The sequence below is a fragment of the Bordetella petrii genome (assembly GCF_000067205.1).
Lineage (GTDB): Bacteria > Pseudomonadota > Gammaproteobacteria > Burkholderiales > Burkholderiaceae_B > Bordetella_A > Bordetella_A petrii.
In genome coordinates, this window is record NC_010170.1 from 968,976 (window position 1) to 995,353 (window position 26,378).

Below are 26,378 nucleotides of genomic sequence, written 5' to 3' on the forward strand. Positions count from 1 at the left end.
GATACCCATGAGCTCTTCTTCCGCTTCTATCCCGATGGCGCGCCTGCTGGCCGACCGCGTCGTGCCGGTGCTGCGTTATGCCGACGCCGCCACCGCCGGCTATGCCGCCGAGATCGCCGTGCAGGCCGGCTGCCAGACCCTCGAACTGACCTGGACGATTCCCGGCGTTACCGACCTGGTGCGCGCCCTGCGCGACAAGCATGGCGACGCGCTGACGCTGGGGGTGGGCACGGTGCTCGATGAAGCCCAGGCGCGCGATGCCCTGGTGGCGGGGGCCGATTTCCTGGTGGCGCCGGGCCTGGTGCCCGGCATTGCCGAAATGGCCCACGCGGCTGGCGCCCTGTGCCTGCTGGGTGCCTTCACTCCCAGCGAAGTGCTGGAGGCCCGCCGGGCCGGCGCCGATATCGTGAAGATCTTTCCGGCCGACACCGGCGGCCCGCGCCACCTCGCGGCGCTGAAATCCGTATTCCCCGACACGGTGTTCTGCCCCACCGGGGGCGTCACGCAGCAGAACATGGGCGAATACTTCGCCGCCGGCGCCGGGCTGGTGGGCATCGGCAGCAACCTGTACGACAAGGCCGCCTTTGCCGCGCGCGACACCGCCGCCCTGGTGCGCCAGATCGTCCGCACCCGCGAGGCCGCTCATGGCTGATTTCGACATCGTCGGGCTGGGCGAGCCGCTGATCGAGTTCAACCAGACCCGCGCCGGCGATCCCCATTACCTGCAGGGGTTTGGCGGCGACACATCCAACGCTGTGATCGCGGCCGCGCGGCAGGGCGCGCGCTGCGCCTACCTGACGCGGGTGGGCGCCGACGCGTTCGGCGACCAGCTGCTGCAACTGCTGCGCGGCGAACAGGTCGACACCGCGGGCGTGCGGGTCGACCCCGACGCCCATACCGGCGTGTATTTCGTGCAGCATGGCCCCGACGGCCACGTATTCAGTTACCTGCGCCGCGATTCGGCGGCCAGCCGCATGCAGCCGTCCGACCTGGACGGCGCGCCGCTGTCGCGCTGTCGCTACCTGCACGTGTCGGGCATCAGCCTGGCCATCAGCGCCAGCGCTTGCGACACCGTGTTCGAAGCCATCGGGCGCACGCGCCAGGCGGGCGGGCAGGTGAGCCTGGATTCCAACCTGCGCCTGCGCCTGTGGCCGGTGGCGCGCGCGCGAGCCATTCTGCGCGAGGCGCTGGCCATGGCCGACCTGTTCCTGCCCAGCCTTGACGATCTGCGCCACCTGACCGGCCACGACGACCCGCAGCGTACCCTGGACTGGATTCGCGCCGCCGGCGCGCCCGGCGTGGTGGTGCTGAAACTGGGCAAGGACGGCGCGCTGGTCGATGACGGCCAGGCCCGTACCCCGGTGCCGGGCCTGGCCGTCAAGGCGGTGGACGCCACCGGCGCTGGCGACTGCTTCGCCGGCAACTTGCTGGCGCGGCGCTGCGCCGGCGACGACTGGCTGGCCGCCGTGCGCTACGCCAACGCGGCGGCGGCGCTGTCCACCACGGGCTACGGCGCCGTCGAGCCGCTGCCGCGCCCCGATGCCGTGCGGGCCTTGCTGGCTGACGGAGGGGCGGCCGGCTGAGCGGCGGCCGTCGTTGCCCGGGAAGGCGGGGTAGCGGTTTGGCGGCCAGGCCGTTTCGGGCTAGAATGCCGAGTTATCCCAGTTTTTGCCGCCAGCCTGTGGCCCCCGGTACCGCACCGGGCACGTCGGGCGGGTTTGGGCACCATCGAACCTTACCGGAGAACCATCATGGCTGAGCGCAAACGCGTGCGTCGCAACACCCTGGAACGCCGTTGCCTGGGCAAGGCTTTCAAGCGCTTGTTCGTCAACTCGCCCAAAGGCGTGTTCAAGATGCTGGAAAAAATCAAGCGTGTGTAATGGCGTGTAATTGCGGGCGTGTAATTGCGGGCGTGTAATTGCGGGCGTGTAATTGCGCGTGGCGTGTAATCGCGCGTGTATTACAGGTCTGATTGCCCGCTTTGATAAAAAACCGCCGGTCTTCCGGCGGTTTTTTTTCGCCTGTCGCGGGAAACAGGGCAGACAGAGCAGGCCGCGCCAGCTGTCTGCCCGGCGCCGTGCGCACCGCGCTATTACGCCTGCGGCACATGCACGCCCGGCACGCCCAATTCGTCTAGCGTGGGCACGTCTTTCAACGCCTCGGAGCGATGTCCGCCGGCCAGCGCCAGGGCCTTGACTTTGCCCGACGCCAGGAGAGGGTAGGCGCTGAGCGCGCGGCCGGGCTTAGTCGGCTGGGTCCAGCCAGGGCCGCAGGAATTCCATGAATACCCGCGTCTTGGCCGGCACCACGGGCGACGGGAAAATCGCGAATACCGGCAGCGGCTCGGTGCTCCAGCCGGGCAGTATCTGCCGCAGCGCGTTGCGGCCAATAATAGGCGCCAGCGCCCGGCAGTTCGGCAGCCGCGTGATGCCCAGCCCCAGCCCGGACAGCGTGCCGATGACGCTGATGTTGTTACCCGCGATGGAACCCTGCACCGTGACGCGCTCGGTGCGGTCGCCGTTGCGCAGTGTCCATACCGAATGCTCGCGATCGATGGCCGTGCGCAGGCATTCGTGGGCCGACAGGTCGGCCGGCTGCCGCGGCTCGCCGTGGGTCTGCAGATAATCGGCCGATGCGTACAGGTAGCTGTCCAGTGTGGCGATTTGCTGCACCGTCGGGTCTTCCGTGGCAAGCTCGGCCGCCACTTGCTCGCGGCCGAACCGCAACGCGACATCGAAGGGGCCGCCCTGTGAGTTCTCGGTCGGTTTCAGGCTGAGGTCGAATTCGCATTCCAGGTCGGGGTAGCGTTCAGTGAACGCCTGGAGCGCTTCGGGCAGCAGCCAGATGGCCATGCTGTAGGGAATGGAGATGCTCAGGCGCCCTTGTGGGCGCGCCGACAGCGTCAGCAACTGTTCGTGCGCGAGACGCGCCTCGTCGACCAACCCCTGGCAGCGGCGCAGGTATGCCGCGCCGGCGTCGGTAAGTTCCAGGCGCCGCGTATTGCGGTTGATGAGTCGCAATCCGATGGCCTGTTCCAACTGGCCGATGCGGCGCGATAGGGTGGAAGTCGGCATGGACAGCGCGCGCGCGGCCATGCTGAAACTCTTGCGGCGGGCGACTTCAACGAACAGCGCAATATCGTTCAACTGGATGGGACTGGATTCCATGGCTATTCCGTATGAGCCGCCCGAGTTTACCGCCGGCCGCGTGAGTTCCGGATCGCCGCGACGCGGGGGCCATTACCGTATTCGGTATAAATATGGAAAAACAAGACAAATTTGTTTGCAAAATGGACGAGCCTCGATGAGTTGGTTTCTCGCATATCCCATACACTGGAGCCCTTGTTTTTACCCATAATCAATTAGACCGTCGCCTTAGACCGTCGCAGTTTGTCCTGTCGCGAACCGGCTCCAGCGCATGAGTGACCCGCATCACATGTTCACGGTACTGACGCCCACCTACAACCGGGCCGCCACGTTGTACCGTGTGTATGAATCCCTACGGCGGCAGACCTGTCGTGACTTCGAATGGCTGGTCGTGGATGATGGTTCCACTGACCGCACCCACGAGGCCGTGCTCGCCTGGCAGGCGCAGGCCGATTTCCCCATTCGCTACGTGTGGCAGAAAAACCGCCACAAGAAAACCGCATTCAATCGCGGCGTGCGCGAGGCGCGCGGCGAGTTCGTGGTCACGCTGGATAGCGACGACGAAATTCCGCCGCGGGCGCTGCAGATCCTGCAAGAAGCCTGGGACGCTATTGCACCCGGGCAGCGCGAGGGTTATGTGGGCGTGACCGGCCTGTGCGCCCGCCCCGACGGTACCATCGTGGGCGACGCCTTTCCTCAGGATGTTTTCGATACGTCGGCGGTCGAGATGTATTTCCGCCATCGCATCAAGGGCGAGAAATTCGGCAGCATGCGCACCGACGTTTTGCGCCGCTTCCCGTTTCCCGAAGACGTGGAAGGCTTCGTGCCCGAAAGCCTGATCTGGTGGGCCATGGCGCGCGCCGGCTATCTGAACCGCTGCATCAACCAGGTGGTGCGCATCTACCATCCCAGCCCCGATGGCCTGAGCCGCGGCGCCGTGTCGGTGCGCAACAATGCGCAGGGCCTGTACCTGCTGGCCTGGGACATCCTGGAACACCACATGGACTGGTTCCGCTACCGGCCCAAGGAATTCCTGATGGCCGCCGCGCGCTACACGCGGTTCCGGCTCGACCTGAAGTATTCCGGCCTGCCTACCGCCGTGCAGGCCTACCGCCTGACGGTTCCCTCCGCGAGGGCCCTGGTGGCCGTGATGTGGCCGCTGGGCTACGCGCTGTATTGGCGCGACCGGCGGCGCGGGCTGGCGTAGCCGGCCGGCGCGACCTCAGCGCGGGCCGGGGCCGCCGGGCCCGACCTCGTCGCCATCTTCGTCTTCATCGTCCTCGTCATCGTCGTCGTCATCATCCGGCAGCGGCTCGTCGGTCAGCGCGAACGGCAGCACATCGGCCAGATCATCAGACCAGGCGGCCTCTTCGCCGGATTGATCCAGCTTCACGAAGCGCTCGCCCTCGGCCAGGGTGATCTGCACGGCCCACAGGTACAGGCAGTCGTACGCGTCGTTGTCGGCCGGGTCCAGGCCGCCGCGATTGCCCAGCAGGCGGGCTTGCGGGCCGCCTAGCTGCACGTGGGGCTGGTCGTCGGCGACGGCGCCCTGGGCCAGCGGCACGCCGAAGGTGACCCACTCGGTGCCCTCGTCGCCGAGCACAACCTCGGCCAGCACGGGTTTGCCCATATAGGCGCTGAGCGCGTCGGCGGTCTTGGCCAGCATGTCGAGTTCTTGCGGGCTGAAGTGCCCCGGCGAGGCGGGCGTAGGGGTGGAAGCGGACATGAAAATTCCTGTCAGGGCGCGGCCGGGCCGCGCAAATGCGTGAATGCCGCCATTGTCGCGCGTTTCCGCCGATGTTTCCCGGCCCTGGCGGCCAGGGCGCTAATATCGCGGCTTTGCTTCACGCTTTGCCTGTTTCATGCCCGATGCCTCTCCCGCGCCGTCCGCGCGCCATATGTTGCTGCCGCTCATGGCGGCGCTGATCTGGTCCTTGAACATGGTAGTGACCAAGATGGCGGCCAGCGTCATCGAGCCGGCTGCCATCGGCTTCTACCGCTGGGTGCTGGCGGCGCTGCTGCTGACGCCGTTCGCGCTGCCGCGCGTACTGCGCAACTGGCACGCCATCGCGCCCCACCTGGGCAAGCTGGCCGTGCTGGGCGCGCTGGGCATGGCCTTGTACCAGGGCCTGACCTATGTCGCGGCCGCCACCACCACCGCCACCAATATGGGCATCATTACCGCCATGGTGCCGCTGCTCACGATCATCCTGGGCAGCCTGGTGCTGCGCGAGCGCCCCGCGGCCACGGCGGTGCTGGGCGGCGCCTTGTCGCTGGCGGGCCTGGGCGTGCTGCTGGGCGAGGGCGATCCGCTGCGCCTGCTCGAAGTGGGCGGCAGCTTTGGCGACGCCCTGATGGGGCTGGCGGCGCTGGCTTACGCCATGTACGGCGTGCTGCTGCGCCGCTGGCCTTTGCCGATAGGCATGTGGCAGTCCCTGTACGTGCAGGTGCTGTTCGGCATCGCGCTGCAGTTGCCGTCGTTTCTGCTGGCCCCGGCCTCGCCGCTGAATGCCGGCAACATCCCGCTGGTGCTGTACGCGGGCATTTTCCCGTCTTTGTTCGCGCCCTATCTGTGGATGCAGGGCGTGCGCCACCTGGGCCCCAACCGCACCAGCATTTTCCTGAACCTGATGCCGGTGGCCACCGTGGCCATTGCCGCCGTCATGCTGGGCGAGGTGCCGCATGCGTACCACGTGGCGGGCGGCCTGATGGCGCTGGCCGGCGTCAGCCTGGCGCAGTGGCGCCCGCGCCGGACGGCGCCGCGCTAGCCCGGGAGGAGGGCAGCGGCCCGATCCGGCCTACAATCATTGCTTCCCCTTGATTCATCTTTTGCATACGAGCCCATGGCCCAATACGTCTACACCATGAACCGCGTTGGCAAGATCGTGCCGCCCAAGCGGCAGATCCTGCGCGATATTTCCCTTTCGTTTTTCCCCGGTGCCAAGATCGGCGTGCTGGGCCTGAACGGCTCGGGCAAGTCGACGCTGCTCAAGATCATGGCCGGCGTCGACAAGGAAATCGAAGGCGAAGCCGTGCCCATGCCGGGCCTGAACATCGGCTACCTGCCGCAAGAACCGCAGCTCGATCCGGCCCACACCGTGCGCCAGGCCGTCGAAGAAGGGCTGGGCGCGGTGGTGCAGGCCAAGAAGCGCCTGGATGAAGTCTACGCGGCGTATGCCGAGCCCGACGCCGATTTCGACGCGCTGGCCGCCGAGCAGGCCGAGCTCGAAGCCGTCATCGCGGCGGCGGCTTCCAGTGGCGCCGACGACATCGAGCACCAGATGGAAATCGCCGCCGACGCGCTGCGCCTGCCGCCCTGGGACGCTACGGTGGGCAATCTGTCGGGCGGTGAAAAGCGCCGCGTGGCGCTGTGCCGGCTGCTGCTGTCCAAGCCCGACATGCTGCTGCTGGACGAACCCACCAACCACCTCGACGCCGAAAGCGTCGAATGGCTGGAGCAGTTCCTGCACAAGTTTCCGGGCACGGTGGTGGGCGTTACCCACGACCGCTACTTCCTCGACAACGCGGCCGAGTGGATTCTCGAACTCGATCGCGGCCATGGCATTCCCTGGAAGGGCAACTACAGCTCGTGGCTCGAACAGAAGGAAGCGCGCCTCAAGCAGGAAGAAGCCGCCGAATCCGCGCGCCAGAAAACCATCAAGAAAGAACTCGAGTGGGTGCGCCAGAATCCCAAGGGCCGCCAGGCCAAGGCCAAGGCGCGCCTGTCGCGCTTTGAAGAGCTGTCTTCGTACGAATACCAGAAGCGCAACGAAACCCAGGAAATCTTCATTCCCGTGGGCGAACGCCTGGGCAATGAGGTCATCGAGTTCAACAACGTCAGCAAGGCCTATGGCGACCGCCTGCTGATCGACAACCTCAGTTTCAAGGTGCCGCCGGGCGCTATTGTTGGCATCATCGGCGCCAACGGCGCCGGCAAGTCGACGCTGTTCCGCATGATCGCCGGGCGCGAGCAACCCGATTCGGGCACCATCGCCATCGGCCAGACCGTGAAGCTGGCTTTCGTCGACCAGTCGCGCGATTCGCTGCAAGACAACAAGACCGTGTTCGACGCGGTGTCCGACGGCGCCGACCTGCTCACCGTGGGTAAGTTCGAGATGTCCTCGCGCGCATACCTGGGCCGCTTCAACTTCAAGGGCGCCGACCAGAACAAGATCGTCGGCCAGTTGTCGGGCGGCGAGCGCGGCCGGCTGCACCTGGCCAAGACCCTGATCGCCGGCGGCAACGTGCTGCTGCTCGACGAGCCGTCCAACGACCTGGACGTGGAAACCCTGCGCGCGCTCGAAGACGCGCTGCTGGAATTCCCCGGCTGCGTCATGGTGATCAGCCACGACCGCTGGTTCCTCGACCGCATTGCCACGCACATTCTGGCCTTCGAAGGCGATTCGCAGGTGGTGTTCTTCGACGGCAACTACCAGGAATACGAAGCCGACAAGAAGCGCCGGCTGGGCGAAGAGGGCGCCAAGCCGCGCCGCCTGCGCTACAAGGCCCTGAAATAACGGCGTGCCCCGGCCCTTTCCGGGCCGGGGCGCATCGCGCGGCGAACGACTGAAACGAGGCCCCCATGCTGCTGCAAGCCACCGATTCGACGCTGCTGATCGTCGACATGCAGGAACGCCTGATGCCGGCCATCGCGCACGGCGCCGAGCAGGCCGGAGTTGTCGAGCGGCTGGCGCAGGGCGCGCGCCTGCTGGATGTTCCGGTGGTCGCCACCGAGCACGCCAGCGACGCCCTGGGCCACACCATCGAGCCATTGCGCGGCCTGACGCAGGCGGTATTTCAAAAACGGCATTTTTCCGCGGCTCGCGAGCCCGGCTTCGATGCCTGGTTGCCCGCCGCGCGACGCAGCGTGCTGGTGGTCGGATGGGAGGCGCATGTCTGTGTGCTGCAAACCATTGTGGGGCTGCTCGAACTGAATTACCGAGCAGTGCTGGTGTCCGATGGCGTCGGCTCGCGCCGGCCCGCCGACCAGCACGCGGGCATGCGCCGCATGCGCGCCGCGGGGGCCACCGTGGTCACCGCCGAAATGGCTTTGTTCGAGTGGATGGAGAGCTGCGACCATCCCCGCTTCCGCGACGTGTTACGTTTAGTGAAATAAGCCGCCCGCCGGGCAACATCTACGCCCGTTATCCTGTCCGTGGCCTACCCATGGATACAATTTATGGGCATCCCTAACAGCACAATGCGGCGCTTTTTGCGATTCTGAAGGTTCAAAAGTTTGTAGGGGACGCCGTAGTGCCTGCTTGTCTGGCCCAGTCTGATTCCAGCGCGTTGTCCCAGGCACAAAAAACAGGAGCCTCATCATGATGAAAATCGGAACCTTCGCAAAAATCAGTACAGCCATTGTGTTGGCGGCATCCGTCGCGGGATGCTCGTCGTGGGACAGCATGAACCGCCGCCAGAAAAGCACGGTCGGAGGCGCCGCCATCGGCGGTGTGGCCGGCGCGGTGATCAGCGGCGGCGGCGTCCTGGGCACGGTGGGGGGCGCCGCGCTAGGCGGCATCATCGGCGACCAGGTCGGCAAGTAAGCCGCGCCCGTCTCGCGGGCAACCCAGGGCCTGAGCCCGGCGTCGCGCCGGCTCAGGCCCTTTGCTTTGCGTTGCCCGCCCAGTGTCCGCCCGCGACGGCGGGCCGCGGCCTGCGGTTCATTCGCCGTTGGTGACGAGAATGATGCGCGACACCAGTTCGGCGGTGTTCTTGGCGTTGAGCTTGCGCATCAACCGGCCCCGGTGCACCTCGACCGTGCGGTGCGAAATGCCCAGCTCGGATGCGGTTTCCTTGCAGGTGAGCCCGTTGACGATGAAGCCCGCGATTTCCTGTTCGCGCGGCGTCAGCGAGGCCGTCTTGCTGGGCCGGTGCTGGATGCGGTCGAAGTTCCAGATCATCAGGCTGAAGGGGTCTTGCGGCGTCAGCGTGACGCCGCGCGCACGGGCCCAGAAAATTTCTTTGCTGCGATGCTGCATGAAGCGCTCGTCTTCATACGCGGTGTTGTGGCGCAGCGCGTTCAGGCAGCGTTCGCCGATTTCGTAGTAGTCGGCGCTGCACGGATAGAGCTTCAGGATGAGCTCGCCGGTGAGTTCTTCGACCGAATAGCCGAACAACGACGCGAACGCCTTGTTGCAGCGCAGGATGCGCCGATGCTCGGTCATGATCAGCGGCGAGGGCGATTCGCGGAACGCCAGTTCTTCCAGTTGTGTCTCAGTCATATGCGTAGAACTACGTATGTTGATACGTGTGTGCACTTATAGACGTACGTATGGCGAGTGCCCATCATATGCCAAAAGAACCGTCATGCGGAGGAGCATCATGAACAGGCACACCGTTTCGCTGGTCGGCAGCGGCCACACCAAATTCGGCCGGCTCGACGCGCTCAGGCTCGAAGACCTCATCGTCAGCGCGGCGCGCGAAGCCATGGACGACGCGGGCGTGCCCGCCAGCGAAGTCGACGCGGTCTTTCTCGGGCACTTCAATTCCGGCATGGTCAGCGACGGCTTTGCATCGTCGCTCATTCACCAGGCCTCGCCCGACCTGCGGTTCAAGCCGGCCGTGCGCTGCGAGAACGCCTGCGCGTCCGGCGCCGCCGCAATCGCCGCCGGCGTGGCGGCCATCCAGGCCGGCCAGGCCGAGATCGTGCTGGTGGTGGGCGCCGAAAAAATGACCCACAACACCACGGCCGACGTCACGCGCGCGCTGGCGGGCGCCGGCTACCAGAACGACGCCGACGAAGCCGCGCTGAGTTTTCCGCAGGTCTTCGCGCGGGCCGCGCAAGAATACACGCGCCGCTACCGCGATCCGCTGCCGGCCATGGCCGCCATTGCGTCCAAGAACCACGGCAATGCCATGCGCAACCCGCTGGCGCAAATGCACCGGGCGCTCGACGTCGAGGCCTGCAACACGGTGTCGGACCGCAATCCCCTGATCGCGCCGCCGCTGCGGCTGACCGACTGCTCGCTGGTCACTGACGGCGCGGCCGCGGTCATACTGGCCAGCGCCGAGCGGGCGCGCAGTTTTCCGCGCGAAGTCGCCCTGCGCAGCCTGGCGCATGTCAGCGACCTGCTGCCCATGTCCGCGCGCGATTTCCTGGCCTTCGAAGGGCCGCGCAAGGCCATCGGCGACGCCCTGGCCGGCGCCGGCATCCAGCTTCGCGACCTGGATTTCGCCGAAGTGCACGACTGCTTCACCATCGCCGAATTGCTCATCTACGAAGCCATGGGGCTGGCGCCGGCAGGCGAGGGACACCGCGTGCTGGACGACGGCACCGTCATGCGCGGCGGCGCGCTGCCGGTGAACCTGTCTGGCGGCCTGAAGGCCAAGGGGCATCCGGTGGGCGCCACGGGCGTGTCCATGCATGCGCTGGGTTTCCGCCAGCTTACCGGGCGCGCGGGCGAGATGCAGGTCGACGGCGCGTCGCTCGGCCTGGTGTTCAACATGGGGGGCGCGGCGGTGGCCAATTACGCCTCGGTTCTTGAAGCAAAGCGGGCGTAGGCCAATGAATGTCGCCAATTGGCTCCATGCGCGGGCCTTGCAGACCCCGGCCGCCCCGGCCCTGTTCCACGGCGCCGAGTGCCGCGCCGATTACCGCCAGTTCGCCGCGCGCGCGGCGGCGCTGGGCGCCGCCATGGTCAGCCGCCATGGCGTGCGTGCGGGCGACCGCGTTGCGTTGTACATGCCGAACCGTGTCGAGTACCTGGTTGCCATGTACGCCGCATGGTGGGCCGGCGCGGTCATCGTGCCCATCAACTACAAGCTGCACGTAAAAGAGGCAGCCTGGATCGCCGCCGACGCCCAGGCCGCGTTGCTGGTCACCGACGCCGGCAGCCAGTTCGAGCCTGGCCTGCTGCCCGAGGGATGCCGCGAACTGGGAGTGGATACCAGCGAGTTCGAGGCCGCGATGCGCGCGGCCGATGCGTTCGGCGCGCCCGCGCCGGTCGAGCCCGGCGCGCTGGCCTGGCTGTTCTATACGTCGGGCACCACCGGTCGGCCCAAAGGGGTCATGCTCAGCCACGACAATCTCGTCGCCATGGCGCTGTGCTACCCGTACGACGTCGACAGCGTGTCGGCCGCCGACGCCTGGCTTTACGCGGCGCCCATGTCGCATGGCGCGGGCCTGTACAACTTCATGTTCGTGCGCGCCGGGGCGCGCCACGTGGTGCCGGCATCGCGGGGCTTCGACAGCACCGAGATCTTCGACCTGGCCCGCCAGCTGCGCGACATCTGCCTGTTCGCCGCGCCCACCATGATCAAGCGCATGGTCCGCGAGGCGCCCGCCCGCGTCACCGGGCTGCGCACCATCGTGTGCGGCGGGGCGCCCCTGTATGCCGCCGACCTGGTCCAGGCGCTGGACGCGCTCGGCCCCGTTCTGGCGCAAATCTACGGCCAGGGCGAAAGCCCCATGACCATCACGGCGATGCGCAAAGACGCCATTGCCGATCGCGGCCAGCCGCGCTGGGCCGAGCGCATCGCCTCGGTGGGCACGGCCCAGTCCTGCATGGAAGTGCGGGTGGTCGACGCGTCATTTAACGACCTGCCCGCCGGCGAATGCGGCGAGGTCGTGGCGCGCGGCCCGGCGGTCATGAGCGGATACTGGCGCAATGAAGCCGCGTCCCGGCAGGCCCTGGCCGATGGCTGGCTGCGCACGGGCGATATCGGGTTCCTGAGCGACGACGGCTTCCTGACGCTGACCGATCGCTCGAAAGACGTGATCATCTCGGGCGGCACCAATATCTACCCGCGCGAGGTCGAAGAAGTCATCGCCCGCCATCCCGACGTATTCGAGGTGGCGGTGGTCGGTGCGCCGCACCCGGAATGGGGCGAAGAGGTGGTGGCGTTCGTGGTGGCCCGCCCGGGCGGCAAGCCCCTGGATGCGGCCGCGCTCGAGGCCTGGTGCCGCGCCGAGATGGCCTCGTTCAAGAAGCCCCGGCGCTACGAGTTCTGCGCCGACCTGCCCAAGAACAGCTACGGAAAGATACTCAAGACGGATTTGCGGGCGCGCGCGAAATCGGGCGCCCTGGCGGTTTAGACCTGTCGCGGGTCATACGAGGCGCAACCACGCGCCCATAATCAGGAGGAGTCATGAAACGTCGTGAATTCATCAAGGCCAGCGGTCTGCTGGCGGGCGCCGGCGCACTGGGTGGCTTGGGCGGGGTGGCGCATGCCAAGGACAAGGTCACGTTCAAGTTCGACAGCTACGTGTCCGAGACCGCCGGGCCGTCGTGGCTGGACAGGTGGTTCCTGGACCAGCTGGAAAAACGTTCCGGCGGGGTCGTGAAGGTGCGCCGCTATTGGGCCGCCTCGCTGAACAAGGTGGGCGAACACCTGCCGGCGGTGCGCGACAACACCTCGGAAATGAGCCTGATCTCGCCGGGATACTACCAGGCCGACCTGCCCGTGACGCGCGGCCTGGAATGGTACTTCCGCATGAACCGGGCCGACGCCCTGCTGCAGGTGTGCCGCGACGTGTACGGCGAATTCCAGCCGCTGCGCGACGAATGGGAAAAGCGCCACCGCGCCAAGGTCATGTACTGGACCAACTGGAACTACGCGCCGCTGATCACGCGCACGCCGATCAAATCGCTGGACGACATCAAGGGCAAGCGCATCCGCGGTTACGGCGTGGCCACCGACGTCATCGAGCGCCTGGGCGGAACGGCGGTGCCCATGGCCGCGCCCGAGGTGTACACGGCGCTGGAACGCGGCGTGCTCGACGGCGTATATGGTTTCGACTTCATCACGGCGGTGGCCTACAAGCTGCATGAAATCGCGCCGCACTTCACCGACATCGGCGACGGCCCGCACGCGCCCGCTGCCACGGTCATCAACGTCGATGCCTGGGGCGCATTCCCGGCCCAGGTGCAGGCCACCTGCAACGAACTGGTAGACGAAATCTACGGCGGCCAGTATTCCACCATCATGAACAAGGTGCTGCGCGACTACGTAAAGAAGGCCACGAGCGAAGGCGTGAAGTTCCATGTGCTGGACGACGCGCAGAAGCAGTCGGCCAAGGCGCTGATCCAGCCGGCGCAGGTGAACAACTGGATCGACAGCGTGGCCGCGCCCGCCGGCATCGACGGCAAGCGCATGCAGGCGCTGATCGACCAGGCTATCGCCAAGCACGACGCCAAGGGCACGCTGCTGCGTCCTTCCGAAATCGCGCTGCAGGCCTGATCCGGCACCGGGCCCCTCGCCCGCGCCCGCCGGGCGCGGGCGGGCCTCGCGCGGGCGCAACCTTGATGGGAGGGCCGCATGCGGCAACTCGAAAATTTCTTCAGATTGGTATCGAACCTGTTCGGCGCCGTCTCGCTGGTTTTCCTGATGTTCCTGATGCTGGGCACCACCCTGGACGCGGCGGCCCGGGGGATATGGGGGCGGCCGATTTCCGGCGTGTTTGAACTGGCCGAGCTCAGCATGGTGCTGGTGGTGTTCCTGGGCCTGGGCTGGACCATGCTCGACAACGCGCACATCCGGGTCACCTTGCTGGTGGAGCGCATGCCGCCCTGGGCCGCGCGCATCGCCGAGACGCTTTCCTGGGGCTTCGCCGCGCTGTTGCTGCTGATCCTGGCGGTGCCGTCCACGCAGGACGCGGCGCACTCGTTCGCCATCCGGGAGTTTCGCTGGGGGTACATCGAATTCCCGATCTGGTGGGCCAAGATCGTGCTGGCGGTGGGGCTGTGGTTCGGCTTCCTGCAGCTTGCCTTTCACACACTGTACGTGGCGCTGCGGGGGCAACCCGCCCAACCCGCGCAGGGCCCTGCCACAGCCACGGCGGGCGCCGGCGTTCGCATCGAGCCCTGACGGGCGCGCCAGGGGAAACAACCATGGATGATTTCGTTGTCGCGACCGCGGTCGCAACGTGCCTGATCTTCGTCTTGATGGCGATCGGCACGCCGGTGTTCGCCGCCTTGGGCCTGGCGGGCGTGGCCGGCATTGTCATGATCGAAGACCTGGGCTTCGTACTGAACCGCCTGAAGGCCTTTTCCTATCACCAGTCGGCGTCCTACCTGCTGACGGTGGTGCCGCTGTTCATCCTGATGGGGGCTTTCGCCCATCATGCCGGCGTGGGGCAGAAACTGTTCGGTGTGGCGCGCAAGTGGGTGGGGCATCGGCCGGGCGGCCTGGCCATGGCCAGCATTCTTACCTGCGCCGGCTTTGCCGCCACATCGGGCTCGAGCGTGGCGACGGCCGCCACGGTGGGCTCGGTGGCCATCCCCGAGATGCGCAAGGCCGGGTACGACCCCCGCCTGTCCGCCGGCGCGGTGGCCGCGGGCGGCGTGCTGGGCGTGCTGATACCGCCCAGCGTGCTGCTTATTTTCTATGCCGCGCTGACCGAAGTGTCAGCGGGCAAGATGCTGGTGGCCGGCGTGGTCCCGGGCATCCTATCCACCTTGGTGTTCATGGCCGGCATCTGGGTGCTCAGCCGCGCCACGGGCGCCGCCGGGGCCACCGTGCCCGCCGAGCGCTGGGGCCGGCGCATTGCGTCGCTGGCCGACGCATGGCAGGTGCTGCTGTTGTTCATCGTGGTGCTGGGGGGCATTTATCTGGGCTTCGTGACGCCCACCGAAGCCGGCGCGGTCGGTGCGTTTGCGGCGTTCGTGATGCTGCTGGCCTCGCGCCAGGCGCGGCCCTTCCTGAAGACCCGGCTGCTCGAGAGCTGCCGTTCGGCCATCACGACCACGGTGATGATCCTGTTCACCATGATCGGGGCGGGCATATTCAGCTACTTCCTGAGCCTGGCGCAGATTCCCCAGTTGATCGCCACCGCGGTGGTCGATGCCGACGTGCCGCCCCTGGCCGTGATTTTCCTGCTGCTGGCGGTGTATTTTCCGCTGGGCATGTTCCTGGATGCCTTCTCGATGCTGGTCATCACGTTGCCCATCATGTTTCCGACCGTCGTGTCGCTGGGCTACGACCCCATCTGGTTCGGCATCCTGGCCGTGAAAATGTGCGAAATCGGCCTGATCACGCCTCCCATGGGCCTGAACGTATACGTCATCGCGGGCATAGACCGCGGCACGTCGCTGACCCAGATATTCCGGGGCGCGTGGTGGTTCGTGGCGATGGAAATCGTCACCACGCTGATTCTTTTCTTCTTTCCGGCCATTGTGACTTTTCTGCCGGAAAACATGCTCGGCAAATGAATACCGTGCCGGGACCAACAAGGAGCGAGAGACATGGCAGGGCGACTGGCAGGCAAGACGGCGGTGGTGATGGGAGCAGGGTCCGTGGGGCCCGGCTGGGGTAACGGCAAGGCGGCTGCGGTGCTGTTCGCCCGCGAGGGGGCCGCCGTGGTGTGCGTAGACATCAACATCGAGGCCGCGCAGGACACCGCGCGCCTGATCGAAGGCGAGGGCGGGCGCGCGCTGGCGCTGCGCGCCGACGTCACGCAACTGGCCGACATCGCGGCCGTGCAGCGCGAGGCCGTGGCGGCTTTCGGCAAGGTCGACATCCTGAACAACAACGTGGGCATCTTGAGCGTGGGCGGCGTGGTCCAGACCGACGAAAGCGAATGGGACCGCGTTTACGCCATCAATCTGAAAAGCTGCTTTCTGGCAATGAAGCAGTTCATTCCCGCCATGCGGGAGCAGGGCGGCGGGTCGATCATCAATATTTCGTCCATCGCGTCGTTGCGCTACACGGGCGTGCCGTATGTGACGTATTCCACCACGAAGGCCGCCATGAACCACCTGACCCGGACCACGGCGGTGGAATATGCCAAAGACAAGGTGCGCGTCAACGCGATCTTGCCGGGCCTGATGAAGACGCCGATGGTGGAAAACGCGGCCGGCCTGGCCGCGGAGTACGCCGATGGCGATGTCGAGGGCATGTGGCGCGAACGCGATAGCCAGGTGCCCATGGGGCACATGGGCGATGCCTGGGACGTGGCCCACGCCGCGCTGTACCTGGCTTCCGACGAGTCCCGGTACGTAACGGGCATCGAGCTGGTGGTCGACGGCGGCATTACGCTGAAGTACTGAGCGCGGCCCGCGCCGTCCGCCCAGAAAAAACGCCCCTGGCAGCGCGGCTGCCAGGGGCGTTGTGCATCGATGCGCGCGCTCAGGCCTCTTTCTGCGGCATCTCGATCTTGACTTCCAGGACTTCAAGGGTGTCCTGGCGTTCCAGGTGCACCTTGATGTCGTCAGGGTTGATGTTCACGTACTTGGAAATGACGGCGACCAGCTCTTGCTGCAGCTGGGGCAGGTAGTCGGGCGAGGCGCCGCGGCCCGAGCGCTCGTGCGCCAGAATGATTTGCAGGCGTTCCTTGGCGACGACCGCCGAGGTTTTTTTCTGGCCGAGCAGAAACGACAGGAAGGACATTGCTTACTTCCCTCCGAACAGGCGCTTGAACAGGCCGGGTTTTTCGTAGTCGGTGAAGCGCAGGGGCTTTTCTTCGCCCAGGTAGCGGGACACCACGTCTTTGTAGGCCTCGGCCACGTCGGTGTCGCGCAGGTGGATGGCGGGCAGGCCCTGGTTCGAGGCCTGCAGCACCGCTTCAGACTCGGGGATGACGCCGATCAGCTTGATGCGCAGGATGTCTTCGATGTCGGTCAGCGACAGCATTTCGCCATCGTTGACGCGCTTCGGGTTGTAGCGCGTGAGCAGCAGGTATTCCTTGACGGGCTCGTCGCCTTCGATGGCGCGGCGCGACTTGGCGGCCAGAATGCCCAGGATGCGGTCGGAGTCGCGCACCGACGACACTTCCGGGTTGGTGACCACCAGCGCGTCGTCGGCGAAATAGGCGGCCATCAGGGCGCCTGTTTCGATGCCGGCGGGCGAATCGCACACGATGTAGTCAAAGCCCATTTCTTTCAGGTCTTCGATGACCTTGGCCACGCCTTCCTGGGTCAGGGCGTCTTTGTCGCGGGTTTGCGAAGCCGGCAGGATGAACAGGTTTTCGAGCTGCTTGTCCTTGATCAGCGCCTGTTTCAGCGAGGCTTCGCCCTGGATCACGTTGACGAAGTCATACACGACGCGCCGTTCGCAGCCCATGATCAGGTCCAGGTTGCGCAGGCCGACGTCGAAGTCGATGACGGCGGTTTTGTGGCCGCGCATGGCCAGGCCGGATGAGAAACTGGCGCTGGTGGTGGTCTTGCCGACCCCGCCCTTGCCGGAAGTCACCACAACAATACGTGTCATGACCGTTTAACCCTTATGTTCGTATAAATCGCGTTATCGTAAAGCAAAAAGCCCGTGTAAGGCTTCTTACAAGATGTAGACATCGTGGCGGCACGCAAGCGCGGGCCACCTATCTTTTCAAGGCCTCGACCCGCAGCGTCTCGCCGTCCAGGTAGACCAGCGCGGGCTGGTTATGCAGCGTGCTGTCGAGCTTGTCTTCCACCACCCGGTACACGCCGGCCACGGCCAGCAGCTCGGCATCGAGCTGGGTCGTGAAGATGCGCGCCGAGGTGTCGCCGCGCGCGCCGGCCATCGCCTTGCCCCGCAGCGGGCCGTAGACGTGCACGTTGCCGTCGGCAATGACTTCGGCGCCCTGGCTGACCATGCCGATGACGACCAGGTCGGTGTGGCGCGCATAGACGCGCTGGCCCGAGCGCAGCGGCTTGGTGATGACCAGCGCCGAGGCCGGCGCGGGCACAGCCGGCGGCTGGGGCGCCGCCGCCGGGGCGGCGGGCTCGGCCGGGGCGGGCTCAGCCGGGGCATTGCCCGTGGTCGCCGAGGCGCCGGTTTCCAGGGCGGCGGCCGGCACTGCCGGCACGGGGGTGGCCGCGTCGTTGGGCGGGGCCGTTTCCACGGCGGGCGCCGGGCGCGCCGGGGGGGTGGATAGCTCTACCGCCGCCAGGCCGGCCGCCTGGGCCGCCGCCAGGTTGGCGCCTTCGGCCACCACGCCGATGGGCGGCAGGTTGTGGCCGCGCAGGGCCGCCAGCAGGGCGGGCCAGTCGATCGGGTCGTCGACCCGGCTGGCGTCGACCACCACCGGCTCGTTCTCGAAGAAGCTGCCGGCGTCGGCCATGCGCTGGTCCAGCGCGGCGGTCAGGCGGTCGAGGTCGGCGTCGTGCAGCACCACGCGTATGGCATACAGCGTGGCGCTCTTGAAATCCAGGGCGAGGGAATCGGTAGTCATGGTCGGACGGAGATCAGGCCGTGGCCCAGGAGTCGCGCAGCGTCACGATGCGGTTGAGCACCGGCGCCTGCGGCTTGGAGTCTTTGCTGTCGACCGTGAAGTAGCCCAGCCGCTCGAATTGCCAGGTGGCGCCCGGCTCGATCGCCGTGCCGGGTTCGATCCAGGCGTCGACGGTGTGGCGCGAATCGGGGTTCAGGCAGGCCAGGAAGTCTTTGTCGCCGGCGTCGGGGTGCGGGTCGGCGAACAGGCGGTCGTACAGGTGCACGCGCGCCGGCAGCGCATGCGCGGTACTGACCCAGGTGATATTGCCCTTGACCTTGACGCTGTCGGCGCCGGGGGTTCCGCTCTTGGTGTCGGGCAGGTATTCGGCCTGCACCTCGGTGACCCGGCCGGATTCGTCTTTGGTGAAGCCGGTGCAGCGCACCACGTAGCCGTACTTCAGGCGCACCAGGTTGCCGGGGAACAGGCGGAAGTATTTCTTGGGCGCTTCTTCGCGGAAATCGTCGCGTTCGATCCACAGCTCGCGCGTGAACGGGAACTGGCGCGAGCCGGCCGCCGGGTCGTGCGGATTGCGCGGCGCGGAGCAGAGTTCTTCCTGGCCGGCGGGGTAGTTGGTGATGACCAGCTTGAGCGGGTCCAGCACCGCCACCGAGCGCGGCGAGCCGGGGTCGAGCTCATCGCGCACGGCTTGTTCGAGCAGGCTGTATTCGATGCGCGAGTCGGACTTGGACACCGCCGTGCGGTCGCAGAACAGCCGGATGGCCGACGGCGGATAGCCGCGCCGGCGCATGCCGAACAGCGTGGGCATGCGGGGGTCGTCCCAGCCGTCGACATAGCCTTCGCGCACCAGTTGCAGCAGCTTGCGCTTGCTGGTGACGACGTAGGTGAGGTTCAGGCGCGCGAATTCATACTGGCGCGGCAGCGGCCGGGCCAGCTTGCCCAGCTCGGCCAGGCGCGCCAGGATCCAATCGTAGAACGGGCGCTGGTCTTCGAATTCGAGGGTGCAGATGCTGTGCGTGATGCCTTCCAGGGCGTCTTCGACCGGGTGCGCCCAGCTGTACATGGGGTAGATGCACCACTGGTTGCCGGTGCGGTGGTGCGTGGCATGGCGCACCCGGTACATGACCGGATCGCGCAGGTTGATGTTGGGCGAGGCCATGTCGATCTTGGCGCGCAGCACCAGGCTGCCGTCCGGATGCTTGCCCTCGCGCATTTCGGCCAGCAGCGCCAGCGATTCGGCGGCGGGGCGGTCGCGCCAGGGCGAGGCCACGCCGGGCTCGGTCAGGGTGCCGCGGTTCAGGCGGATCTGCTCGGGCGACTGTTCGTCGACATAGGCGTGGCCCGCCTGCACCAGCGCCTGGGCGAATTCGTACATGAAGCCGAAGTAGTCGCTGGCGAAGTACAGGTTGTCGTTGCCGTCGGCTTTCCAGTCAAAACCCAGCCAGTGCACGGCCTCGATGATGGCATCGACGTATTCCTGGTCTTCTTTCTCGGGGTTGGTGTCGTCGAAACGCAGGTGGCAGACGCCGCCGAAGTCGCGCGCCAGGCCGAAGTTGACGCAGATGCTCTTGGCATGGCCGATGTGCAGATAGCCGTTGGGCTCGGGCGGAAACCGGGTGCGGATGCGCGCCGGGTCGGGGGCGCCCTGCGCCTGCACCGACGCGGGGCCGGGCGCGCCCGCCCAGCGCTTGCCCTGGTAGCGGTCGGCCCGCAGGTCATCTTCGATGATGTTGCGCAGGAAATTGGTGGCGGCAGGCGGCGTCGGGGCGGTGGTCATGCTCGAAGGAATAGGAGGAAAAGGCAGCAGCAAAGCGTCAATTTTGCCACGTCCGCACCCGATGCCGTCCAAACCCGTTCCCCGCGTTCCGAAAACAGGCTCTACACTACCGGCCATCATGGATACTGTCCCCCTGCTACTGGCCCGCATCCAGTTCACCGCCAGCCTCAGTTTCCTGGCCCTGTTCATGGCCCTGGCGCTGGCTCTGTCCTGGTTGCTGCTGTTCTTCAAGCTGCGCGCGCACCGCACCGGCCTGCCGGGCTGGACCGCCGCGTACCGGTTCTGGGTGCGCTTTTTCGCCCTGTCGTTCGTGCTGACCCTGGCCGCCGCGCTGCCGGTGCTGATCCAGGTGGGCAGCCTGTGGCCCGGCCTGATGGACAAGATCGGCAACGTGGCCGGCCCCCTCATCGGGTTCGGCGTGCTGTCGGTGTTCATCCTGAAGTCCTGTTTCCTGGGGGTGATGCTGTTCGGACAGCGGCGGGTGTCCGAGCGCGTCCACACCCTGGCCGTGTTCATGGTGGCGGTGGGGCAGGCCGTGGCGCTGTTCTGGGTGCTGGCGCTGCAGTCGTGGGTGCAGACGCCGGCCGGCGCCACCCTGATCGACGCCCGCTACCAGGTGTACGACTGGTACGCCGCCGTCTTCAATCCGTCGCTGGGCTGGAACCTCGGGCTGACGGCCCTGTGGTCGGCCCTGGCGGCGGCCTTCCTGATCCTGGGCGTGACCGCGCTGCAGGCCTTGCGGCGCCCGCTCGACGATGGCGAGCGCTGCGCGTTCAAGACCGCGCTGGTGGTGGCGGTGGCGGCCTCGCTGCTGCAGGCGCCCGTGCTCGACGGCGCCGGCCGGGTCATGGCCGAGCACCAGCCCGCCAAGGCGGCGGCTGCCGCCGGCTACTGGCATAGCGGCGCCGAGCCCGGCTGGACACTGTTCGGCTGGCCCGATGCCCGGGCCCAGGCCAACCGCGCCGCGCTGGCGCTGCCGGGCGCGGGCGGCGCGTGGCTGGGACGCGATGCGCAGGGCGTGTACCAGGGCCTGGACAAATTCTCGGGCATGCGGCCCCCGGTGGCGCTGACGTTCTGGGCGCTGCGCGTGGCGCTGCTGCTGGGCGCGGCGATGCTGCTGGTGTCTTGCGTAACGCTGGCGCTGACCGCGCGGCGCGGCCTGGACCCGGCCCAGTTGCCGGCGTGGTGGCTGCGCGTGATCGTGGGCATGCTGTATGCCGGCGGGTTGACCGTGCTGGCCGGCGGCGTGTTTTCGCTGGTGGGCATGCAGCCATACGCGGTCAATGCCGCCATTACCCAGACCGAGGTGCTGGGCGTCACCAGCACGCCCACCCTGGCGGCCAGCCTGGCCGGCTACCTGGTGCTGTACGGGCTGCTGCTGGCGGCGTTTAACGGCATGCTGTTCCACGCGGCCCGCTACGGCGTGGTGCCGGTGCGCAAACCCGGAGGATCGCCCCAATGATCGACATGCTGGCCGCTTCGTTGGGCGTGAACGCCAACGATCCCACCTTCTGGATGCCGCTGGTCTTCATGGGCCTGTTGTTCCTGCTGATCGCCGGCGGCATTGTGCTCGACGGCTTCGACCTGGGGGTGGGCATGCTGCTGCCGCTGGCGCCGGCCGACCAGCGCGGCCGCATGATGACGCTGCTCAGCCCCTGGCGCGACGCCAACGAGTTCTGGCCGCTGCTGGGCATCGGGCTGTTTGCCTCGGCATTTCCGCTGGCCTGGGGCGTGATCTTCGGCAAGCTTTATGGTCCGCTGGCGCTGATGGCGCTGGGCCTGGTGCTGCGCAGCGTGTCGTTCGAATTCCGCATCCGCGCCCGCGCCGAGCTCAAGCCGCGCTGGATCTTCGGATTCTGGCTGGGGTCGGTGGCCACGGCTTTCGGGCAGGGCATGATCCTCGGGCGCATCGCCACCGGCTACCAGACGGATGCCGGCTACGGCTGGTTCGCCATGCTGATGGGGTTATGCGCCGTTGCCGCCTATGTGTTGCTGGGCGCCGCCTGGCTGGTCATGCGCGTCGAAGGCGACCTGCAGCGCCGCGCCGCGCGCTGGGGGCGCCACGCCATCCGCTGGACCGCCGTCGGCATGGTCGCCACGGCGGTGATGCTGGGGCTGGCCAACGCCGGCATTTTCTACAAATGGAGCAATCCCGGCGGCCTGGCCGTGGCCGTGGTGGTGTGGGCCTTGATGCTGCTGTGCTTTTCCAGCGTTGAGATGTTGCTGGCCCGCGTGCCAGGGCGGGGCGAGCTCAACAGCCGGCTGCCGTTCGTGCTGTGCGTGGTGCTGTACCTGCTGATGCTGGCCGGCCTGGCGTACAGCCTGTTTCCGTACCTGATCCTGGACGACATGACCCTGTGGGACGGCACGGCCTCGATCGGCTCGATGCGGCTGGTGCTGGCCGGCGCCGTCATAGGCGTGCCGGTGGTGCTGATCTTCAACCTGCTGGCCTACCGCTCGGTATTCGGCAAAGAGCGCCGCGCGGCCCCGTAAATGCGGCGCGGCCGTCCGATGCTCCAGGCGCCCGGCTTTCGCGCGATGGGTATCAGGCAGCGTTGTGCTGCTCGGCCACCAGTGGCAGGGTAATGCGCACCAGCAGGCCGCCGCTGTCGGCCTGCAGCAAGGCCAGTTGGCCGCCGTGCGCCCGCGCGATGGCTTCGGCCAGGGCCAGTCCCAGGCCGACATTGCCGGTGCGGGTGCGGGCATCGTCCAGCCGGGCAAAGGGGCGCAACGCCTCGCTGCGGCGTTCGGGCGCGATGCCGCGGCCGTGGTCGGCCACGTCGAGCATCGCCATGCCGCCTTCGCGGCGCAAACTGACATCCACCGGCGGTTCGCCGTGGTGCAGGGCGTTGCCGATCAGGTTGTCGAGCAGCCGGCCCAGCGCCACGGCATCGCCTTGCACGGTGAGGCTGTCATCGGACATGTCCAGGTTGACCGACGTGCCAGTGCTTTGCCAGCCGCCCACCCGCTCGGCCAGCCACGCGGGCAGGTCCAGCGGCGCATAGCGGTAGGCGGCCGGGTCGGTGCCGCGCACAAACCCGATGAACTGGTCCACCATGTGCTGCATGTCTTGGAGGTCTTTGCGCAGGCCTTCTTTCAGGGTGGGATCGTCGGCCATTTCGATGCGCAGCCACATGCGCGACAGCGGCCCCTTGAGATCGTGCGGCAGGCCCGACAGCAGGGTGCGGCGCACCGATTCGGATTCGGCCAGCGCGTCGAGCATGGCATTGAAGCGCTCGCCCAGGGCGCGGGTCTCGCTGGGCCCCGACGGCTGCACGCGCTGCGGCTGTCCGGCCGCCAGGCGGTCGGCGGCCTCGGCCAATCCGGTCAGGGGCCGGGTAATGTGCCAGGAAAACCCCGCGGCCAGCAGCAGCACCAGGCCCAGGCCGCCCAACCAGACGGCCACCAGGGGCGTGGCCACCGGCGGGTCGAGGCGGTCTAGCGGGATGACCAGCCATTCGCGCAGGCGCGGCGCGTCTTCGGTGTCGGGGTTGCGGGCCAGCGAGATGAAGATTTCCGGGTCAGGTCCGTGCGAAAGCGCCACCCGGGTGCCATCGTTGAGGCGGTCATTCAGTTCGCGGATGGGCCCGCGCAGGTCGCGCCGGATGTCGTCGGGCGCGTTCTCGTGCATGGCGCGAAACCGCTGGCGCCGCGCCTCGCGTTCGCGCTCTTGGTCGGCGGGGTCGGGGGCGGCGTCGCCGCCGGGCTGGCGGGCATCGTCGTGCCGCGGCGGGGGCGGCGGGCGGTCCAGGCGCTGCAGCCGGGCTTCGGCCGGCAAGGTGCGCGACCACAGCCGCCACTGGTTCTGCGAGGCATTGCGCACGAACTCGGCGCGATCTTCGGCCGGGATCTGCGACACCGCCGCCCGCAGTGTGCGGATGGTGGTAGCGATGTAGCCGATGGCGACGTCTTCCAGGAATTTCTGGCGGTAGTACGACACGGTGGCCAGCGTGGCGGCCTGGGCCAGCAGCACGGCGCCCAGCACGAGCAGGATCAGGCGCGCCCGCAGCGAGCGTGGCAGCAGGAAGCGGGTGAGGCGGTTCATGCGGCGGGGCGGGTCAGGGAGAGAAGCGGTAGCCGATGCCCCATACGGTCTGGATCCAGCGCGGCTGCTTGGGGTCGTCTTCGATGGCGCGCCGCAGGCGCAGGATGGCGATGTCGATGGCGCGGTCGTTGCGTTCGCCGCTGTCGTCGTCGCGCGCCAGCGCCAGCAGCCGCTCGCGCGACAGGGGCTTGCCGGCATTGCGCACCAGCGCTTCCAGCAGGTTGATTTCGCCGCCGGTCAGCTTGACCGGCTCGCCGTCGCGCAGCAACTGCCGCATGGCCGGGTCGAACACGAAGGGGCCGAAGCTGACCGGCGCGTCTTTGGTCAGGGCCGACGGCCCGCGCTTGCGGCGCAGCACGGCCTCGATGCGGGCCAGCAGTTCGCGCGGATCGAAGGGCTTGCCCAGGTAGTCGTCGGCGCCGGCCTCCAGGCCGATGATGCGGTCGACCGCTTCGTCGCGCGCGGTCAGCAGGATGACGGGGATGTCTTCGCCCTGCTCGCGCAGGCGGCGGCAGGCGTCGGCGCCGTCGCCGCCCGGCAGCATGCGGTCGAGCACCAGCAGGTCGGGCGCGTAGCGCGCGATGCGGGCGGCCAGGTCGTTGGCGTCGGGCGCCAGCAGGGTGTCGTAGCCGTGCCGGTTGAGGTAGTCGGCCAGCAACTGCCGCAGGGCGGGGTCGTCGTCGACGACCAGCAGCTTGGTGTGAGGGGTGTCCATGGGTGCCATAGTGGCCGCGGACGGGGCGGCCGGCAAGAGGCAAGAAATGGATTGAAATATACCGTGACGTGCCGCGGGTTCACTAAAATACGGTTGGAACCCCTTGCGCCCGTTCAACGACGTTTACAGATGCCTCGCCTTTCGGTCTTTACACTGTACGGTGTCATGACCTCGCGCAATTTGCCTCGCAAACGGGTCTCCCGCCCGCTGTCGGCCGCCTTGCTTGCCGGCAACATGGCCCTGGGCGCCTGCGCTACGCTCGAACCCCCGGCCGCCAGCCCCGCCACCGAGGCGCCAGCCGAAACCCCCCAGGCGCCGCCGCCGGCCCGCCACGCCTGGAACGAGATCGAGCGGGCGGCGCGCGAGGGCATTTCGGTGCTGGCGCCGGCGCAGCCCTTGCCGGTGGCACCGGTTGCCCGGCCCGAGTCGCGCGAGCTCGACCTCGATCCCATGCCCTGCCAGCTGACACCGGCCGAAGGCCTGACCGATTCGTCGTTGCGTCCCGTCGCGAGCCTGCCCGACGCCGCGCAGCGGCCGCCCGGCCCGGACGCTACCGGCACGTTAGATGCCCCGGTGGATGCCGGCCCGGAGGCCGCGCCGCTGCCCATTCAATGCGCCAACCTGTTTCCCGATGTGGCCCCGGCGCCCCGGCAGGAATACGCCTTCGGCCTGGAAACCCGCGACCCGGTGCCGCATGGCTCGGTCATGGTGGTGACCGGGATGGCGCAGCCTCCCAATCCCTGGTTTTCCTCCGTCGGCGCGCAACAGGGCTTTTCGTACGGCGGCGGGCGCTGGGTCTATCACGCCTCCGCCGGTCCGACAGTGGCGCTGGGCAACCTGACCGCCAACGCGCCCATCTGGGGCAGTGCCGTGCCCATCGGCGGATTGCAGATCGCCGATTGGGCCGGCGGGACACAACACGTGCCGCAAGGGCGCCTGGCTTATTCGTCGACGGTGGGCGTGTTGAACTACACCGACATGGCGGCCCGGTCCGGCGCCATCGACTATGGCGTCACGGCCGGCAGCGGCACCCTGCGCTACGGCCTGACCCCCGAGCTGACCCTGGAAAGCCAGATGCAGAGCGCGCCCGACCTGTCCACGCGGGGCCTGGGCAGTACGTATTCGGCGGGCGACCTGGGCACGTTCCAGGCCGGCGCCACGCAGAGCAGCTTCGATGACATCAACGCCTGGCGCTATCGCTTCGGCTACAACGTCAACCTGTTCGAGTCCGTCAGCCTGGCGGTCACCAACGAACAGATCGGCGCGGGGTTCGGCGACCTGGCCCAGTATCGCAATGGCGTGGCGGCCGCGCCGCAGATGCGCAACACCCTGGCGGCCGGCGTGCCGATCATGGGCTGGGGCACGCTTACCGGCACCTACAGCGGGCTGCGCCAGTCCGGCGAGCCCATCGAGCAGCGCTTCGGGCTGCAGCACAGCATGCTGATCGCGCCCAGCGTGCGCCTGGCGGTCGGCGCCGATCGCGACGTGGTGACGGGCGACTATGAAATGCGCGCCGGCGTCACCATGCCGGTGGACGCCTTCATGCGCGGCCGCTGGCTGCCGTGGTAGCGCGGTTCGCGCGCAGGGCGGCCCCGGCTTCGGCA

General features: G+C 67.5%; 26 protein-coding genes. 17 read left to right on the top strand and 9 right to left on the bottom strand.

Annotated features, from left to right (window positions below; translation table 11 throughout):
- The first annotated feature begins 7 nt into the window (after positions 1–7).
- From BPET_RS04420 to BPET_RS27435, 3 genes are all read left to right on the top strand, one after another.
- A complete protein-coding gene (locus BPET_RS04420) occupies positions 8–652 on the top strand; it encodes a bifunctional 4-hydroxy-2-oxoglutarate aldolase/2-dehydro-3-deoxy-phosphogluconate aldolase (protein WP_012247887.1) in 645 nt (214 codons plus the stop codon).
- Positions 645–1,583 carry a sugar kinase gene (locus BPET_RS04425; RefSeq protein ID WP_012247888.1) on the top strand — a complete coding sequence of 313 codons (939 nt, stop codon included), beginning with the start codon at positions 645–647 and terminating at the stop codon, positions 1,581–1,583. Before BPET_RS04420 ends, BPET_RS04425 begins: the two co-directional genes overlap by 8 nt.
- 168 nt (positions 1,584–1,751) lie before the next feature.
- On the top strand, positions 1,752–1,880 hold the full coding sequence (locus BPET_RS27435; protein ID WP_268903484.1) for a hypothetical protein: 129 nt from the start codon (positions 1,752–1,754) through the stop codon (positions 1,878–1,880).
- Between the two features lie 363 nt (positions 1,881–2,243).
- Here BPET_RS27435 and BPET_RS04430 read toward each other — a convergent pair whose 3' ends face one another.
- Positions 2,244–3,167: a LysR family transcriptional regulator gene (locus BPET_RS04430; RefSeq protein WP_012247889.1), complete on the bottom strand. Its 924-nt coding sequence runs from the start codon at positions 3,165–3,167 to the stop codon at positions 2,244–2,246.
- 250 nt (positions 3,168–3,417) lie between these two features.
- On the opposite strand from BPET_RS04430, the gene BPET_RS04435 reads away from it, so the two are divergent.
- Entirely contained in the window at positions 3,418–4,353 is a 936-nt protein-coding gene (locus BPET_RS04435; protein ID WP_012247890.1) for a glycosyltransferase family 2 protein, read from the top strand.
- Positions 4,354–4,368: 15 nt separating this feature from the next.
- On the opposite strand, the gene BPET_RS04440 is transcribed toward BPET_RS04435, so the two are convergent.
- Positions 4,369–4,872 carry a hypothetical protein gene (locus tag BPET_RS04440; protein ID WP_012247891.1) on the bottom strand — a complete coding sequence of 168 codons (504 nt, stop codon included), beginning with the start codon at positions 4,870–4,872 and terminating at the stop codon, positions 4,369–4,371.
- 136 nt (positions 4,873–5,008) lie between these two features.
- Between BPET_RS04440 and BPET_RS04445 the strand changes: the two genes are divergently transcribed.
- From BPET_RS04445 to BPET_RS04460, 4 genes are all read left to right on the top strand, one after another.
- The gene (locus tag BPET_RS04445) at positions 5,009–5,914 is read left to right on the top strand and encodes a DMT family transporter (RefSeq protein WP_012247892.1); all 906 of its coding nucleotides are present in this window, start codon (positions 5,009–5,011) and stop codon (positions 5,912–5,914) included.
- A gap of 75 nt (positions 5,915–5,989) precedes the next feature.
- The gene (gene ettA, locus BPET_RS04450; RefSeq protein ID WP_012247893.1) at positions 5,990–7,663 is read left to right on the top strand and encodes an energy-dependent translational throttle protein EttA; all 1,674 of its coding nucleotides are present in this window, start codon (positions 5,990–5,992) and stop codon (positions 7,661–7,663) included.
- Positions 7,664–7,728: 65 nt separating this feature from the next.
- Positions 7,729–8,262, top strand: a complete 534-nt coding sequence (locus BPET_RS04455; protein ID WP_012247894.1) for an isochorismatase family protein — start codon at positions 7,729–7,731, stop codon at positions 8,260–8,262.
- A 208-nt stretch (positions 8,263–8,470) separates the two neighbouring features.
- Positions 8,471–8,692 (top strand): glycine zipper 2TM domain-containing protein, encoded by a 222-nt coding sequence (locus BPET_RS04460; RefSeq protein WP_041863514.1) that lies wholly within the window; start codon positions 8,471–8,473, stop codon positions 8,690–8,692.
- Between the two features lie 117 nt (positions 8,693–8,809).
- Here the strand turns inward: BPET_RS04460 and BPET_RS04465 are convergent, their stop codons facing one another.
- Positions 8,810–9,370: a LuxR family transcriptional regulator gene (locus tag BPET_RS04465; RefSeq protein ID WP_012247896.1), complete on the bottom strand. Its 561-nt coding sequence runs from the start codon at positions 9,368–9,370 to the stop codon at positions 8,810–8,812.
- A gap of 100 nt (positions 9,371–9,470) precedes the next feature.
- On the opposite strand from BPET_RS04465, the gene BPET_RS04470 reads away from it, so the two are divergent.
- The 6 genes from BPET_RS04470 to BPET_RS04495 all read left to right on the top strand — a co-directional run bounded on the left by BPET_RS04470 (position 9,471) and on the right by BPET_RS04495 (position 16,135).
- On the top strand, positions 9,471–10,649 hold the full coding sequence (locus tag BPET_RS04470; protein WP_012247897.1) for an acetyl-CoA acetyltransferase: 1,179 nt from the start codon (positions 9,471–9,473) through the stop codon (positions 10,647–10,649).
- 4 nt (positions 10,650–10,653) lie between these two features.
- Positions 10,654–12,183 carry a class I adenylate-forming enzyme family protein gene (locus tag BPET_RS04475; protein ID WP_041862703.1) on the top strand — a complete coding sequence of 510 codons (1,530 nt, stop codon included), beginning with the start codon at positions 10,654–10,656 and terminating at the stop codon, positions 12,181–12,183.
- A gap of 53 nt (positions 12,184–12,236) precedes the next feature.
- Positions 12,237–13,328, top strand: a complete 1,092-nt coding sequence (locus BPET_RS04480) for a C4-dicarboxylate TRAP transporter substrate-binding protein (protein WP_012247899.1) — start codon at positions 12,237–12,239, stop codon at positions 13,326–13,328.
- Positions 13,329–13,406: 78 nt separating this feature from the next.
- Positions 13,407–13,955: a TRAP transporter small permease gene (locus BPET_RS04485; RefSeq protein ID WP_012247900.1), complete on the top strand. Its 549-nt coding sequence runs from the start codon at positions 13,407–13,409 to the stop codon at positions 13,953–13,955.
- Positions 13,956–13,978: 23 nt separating this feature from the next.
- A complete protein-coding gene (locus BPET_RS04490) occupies positions 13,979–15,298 on the top strand; it encodes a TRAP transporter large permease (protein WP_012247901.1) in 1,320 nt (439 codons plus the stop codon).
- Positions 15,299–15,331: 33 nt separating this feature from the next.
- Positions 15,332–16,135, top strand: a complete 804-nt coding sequence (locus tag BPET_RS04495) for an SDR family NAD(P)-dependent oxidoreductase (protein ID WP_012247902.1) — start codon at positions 15,332–15,334, stop codon at positions 16,133–16,135.
- A gap of 79 nt (positions 16,136–16,214) precedes the next feature.
- Here the strand turns inward: BPET_RS04495 and minE are convergent, their stop codons facing one another.
- The 4 genes from minE to BPET_RS04515 form a co-directional block, all read right to left on the bottom strand.
- Complete coding sequence (minE, locus tag BPET_RS04500) at positions 16,215–16,475, bottom strand: cell division topological specificity factor MinE (RefSeq protein ID WP_012247903.1); 261 nt, start codon at positions 16,473–16,475, stop codon at positions 16,215–16,217.
- Between the two features lie 3 nt (positions 16,476–16,478).
- Positions 16,479–17,294 (bottom strand): septum site-determining protein MinD, encoded by an 816-nt coding sequence (gene minD / locus BPET_RS04505; RefSeq protein WP_012247904.1) that lies wholly within the window; start codon positions 17,292–17,294, stop codon positions 16,479–16,481.
- 109 nt (positions 17,295–17,403) lie between these two features.
- Positions 17,404–18,237 (bottom strand): septum site-determining protein MinC, encoded by an 834-nt coding sequence (gene minC, locus BPET_RS04510; RefSeq protein ID WP_012247905.1) that lies wholly within the window; start codon positions 18,235–18,237, stop codon positions 17,404–17,406.
- Positions 18,238–18,250: 13 nt separating this feature from the next.
- A complete protein-coding gene (locus tag BPET_RS04515) occupies positions 18,251–20,014 on the bottom strand; it encodes a glutamine--tRNA ligase/YqeY domain fusion protein (protein ID WP_041863518.1) in 1,764 nt (587 codons plus the stop codon).
- Between the two features lie 118 nt (positions 20,015–20,132).
- On the opposite strand from BPET_RS04515, the gene BPET_RS04520 reads away from it, so the two are divergent.
- Together BPET_RS04520 and BPET_RS04525 are read left to right on the top strand one after the other, a co-directional pair.
- A complete protein-coding gene (locus BPET_RS04520) occupies positions 20,133–21,476 on the top strand; it encodes a cytochrome ubiquinol oxidase subunit I (RefSeq protein WP_012247906.1) in 1,344 nt (447 codons plus the stop codon).
- On the top strand, positions 21,473–22,507 hold the full coding sequence (locus tag BPET_RS04525) for a cytochrome d ubiquinol oxidase subunit II (RefSeq protein WP_012247908.1): 1,035 nt from the start codon (positions 21,473–21,475) through the stop codon (positions 22,505–22,507). Before BPET_RS04520 ends, BPET_RS04525 begins: the two co-directional genes overlap by 4 nt.
- Before the next feature lie 52 nt (positions 22,508–22,559).
- Here the strand turns inward: BPET_RS04525 and risK are convergent, their stop codons facing one another.
- Both risK and BPET_RS04535 read right to left on the bottom strand, forming a co-directional pair.
- The gene (gene risK / locus BPET_RS04530; protein ID WP_012247909.1) at positions 22,560–24,059 is read right to left on the bottom strand and encodes a sensor histidine kinase RisK; all 1,500 of its coding nucleotides are present in this window, start codon (positions 24,057–24,059) and stop codon (positions 22,560–22,562) included.
- 13 nt (positions 24,060–24,072) lie between these two features.
- Positions 24,073–24,774: a response regulator gene (locus BPET_RS04535; protein ID WP_012247910.1), complete on the bottom strand. Its 702-nt coding sequence runs from the start codon at positions 24,772–24,774 to the stop codon at positions 24,073–24,075.
- Between the two features lie 165 nt (positions 24,775–24,939).
- On the opposite strand from BPET_RS04535, the gene BPET_RS04540 reads away from it, so the two are divergent.
- Positions 24,940–26,343: a fimbrial protein gene (locus BPET_RS04540; RefSeq protein WP_331386524.1), complete on the top strand. Its 1,404-nt coding sequence runs from the start codon at positions 24,940–24,942 to the stop codon at positions 26,341–26,343.
- Positions 26,344–26,378: the final 35 nt, after the last annotated feature.

Coding starts and splice junctions, on each gene's coding strand:
- BPET_RS04525 (WP_012247908.1), top strand. CDS start 21,473: ATGATCGACATGCTGGCCGCTTCGTTGGGCGTGAACGCCAACGATCCC.
- BPET_RS04420 (WP_012247887.1), top strand. CDS start 8: ATGAGCTCTTCTTCCGCTTCTATCCCGATGGCGCGCCTGCTGGCCGAC.
- risK (WP_012247909.1), bottom strand. CDS start 24,059: ATGAACCGCCTCACCCGCTTCCTGCTGCCACGCTCGCTGCGGGCGCGC.
- BPET_RS04425 (WP_012247888.1), top strand. CDS start 645: ATGGCTGATTTCGACATCGTCGGGCTGGGCGAGCCGCTGATCGAGTTC.
- BPET_RS04480 (WP_012247899.1), top strand. CDS start 12,237: ATGAAACGTCGTGAATTCATCAAGGCCAGCGGTCTGCTGGCGGGCGCC.
- minE (WP_012247903.1), bottom strand. CDS start 16,475: ATGTCCTTCCTGTCGTTTCTGCTCGGCCAGAAAAAAACCTCGGCGGTC.
- BPET_RS04455 (WP_012247894.1), top strand. CDS start 7,729: ATGCTGCTGCAAGCCACCGATTCGACGCTGCTGATCGTCGACATGCAG.
- BPET_RS04470 (WP_012247897.1), top strand. CDS start 9,471: ATGAACAGGCACACCGTTTCGCTGGTCGGCAGCGGCCACACCAAATTC.
- BPET_RS04485 (WP_012247900.1), top strand. CDS start 13,407: ATGCGGCAACTCGAAAATTTCTTCAGATTGGTATCGAACCTGTTCGGC.
- minD (WP_012247904.1), bottom strand. CDS start 17,294: ATGACACGTATTGTTGTGGTGACTTCCGGCAAGGGCGGGGTCGGCAAG.
- BPET_RS04520 (WP_012247906.1), top strand. CDS start 20,133: ATGGATACTGTCCCCCTGCTACTGGCCCGCATCCAGTTCACCGCCAGC.
- BPET_RS04535 (WP_012247910.1), bottom strand. CDS start 24,774: ATGGACACCCCTCACACCAAGCTGCTGGTCGTCGACGACGACCCCGCC.
- BPET_RS04495 (WP_012247902.1), top strand. CDS start 15,332: ATGGCAGGGCGACTGGCAGGCAAGACGGCGGTGGTGATGGGAGCAGGG.
- BPET_RS04515 (WP_041863518.1), bottom strand. CDS start 20,014: ATGACCACCGCCCCGACGCCGCCTGCCGCCACCAATTTCCTGCGCAAC.
- BPET_RS04465 (WP_012247896.1), bottom strand. CDS start 9,370: ATGACTGAGACACAACTGGAAGAACTGGCGTTCCGCGAATCGCCCTCG.
- BPET_RS04440 (WP_012247891.1), bottom strand. CDS start 4,872: ATGTCCGCTTCCACCCCTACGCCCGCCTCGCCGGGGCACTTCAGCCCG.
- BPET_RS27435 (WP_268903484.1), top strand. CDS start 1,752: ATGGCTGAGCGCAAACGCGTGCGTCGCAACACCCTGGAACGCCGTTGC.
- BPET_RS04490 (WP_012247901.1), top strand. CDS start 13,979: ATGGATGATTTCGTTGTCGCGACCGCGGTCGCAACGTGCCTGATCTTC.
- BPET_RS04460 (WP_041863514.1), top strand. CDS start 8,471: ATGAAAATCGGAACCTTCGCAAAAATCAGTACAGCCATTGTGTTGGCG.
- BPET_RS04430 (WP_012247889.1), bottom strand. CDS start 3,167: ATGGAATCCAGTCCCATCCAGTTGAACGATATTGCGCTGTTCGTTGAA.
- BPET_RS04445 (WP_012247892.1), top strand. CDS start 5,009: ATGCCCGATGCCTCTCCCGCGCCGTCCGCGCGCCATATGTTGCTGCCG.
- BPET_RS04540 (WP_331386524.1), top strand. CDS start 24,940: ATGACCTCGCGCAATTTGCCTCGCAAACGGGTCTCCCGCCCGCTGTCG.
- minC (WP_012247905.1), bottom strand. CDS start 18,237: ATGACTACCGATTCCCTCGCCCTGGATTTCAAGAGCGCCACGCTGTAT.
- BPET_RS04435 (WP_012247890.1), top strand. CDS start 3,418: ATGAGTGACCCGCATCACATGTTCACGGTACTGACGCCCACCTACAAC.
- ettA (WP_012247893.1), top strand. CDS start 5,990: ATGGCCCAATACGTCTACACCATGAACCGCGTTGGCAAGATCGTGCCG.
- BPET_RS04475 (WP_041862703.1), top strand. CDS start 10,654: ATGAATGTCGCCAATTGGCTCCATGCGCGGGCCTTGCAGACCCCGGCC.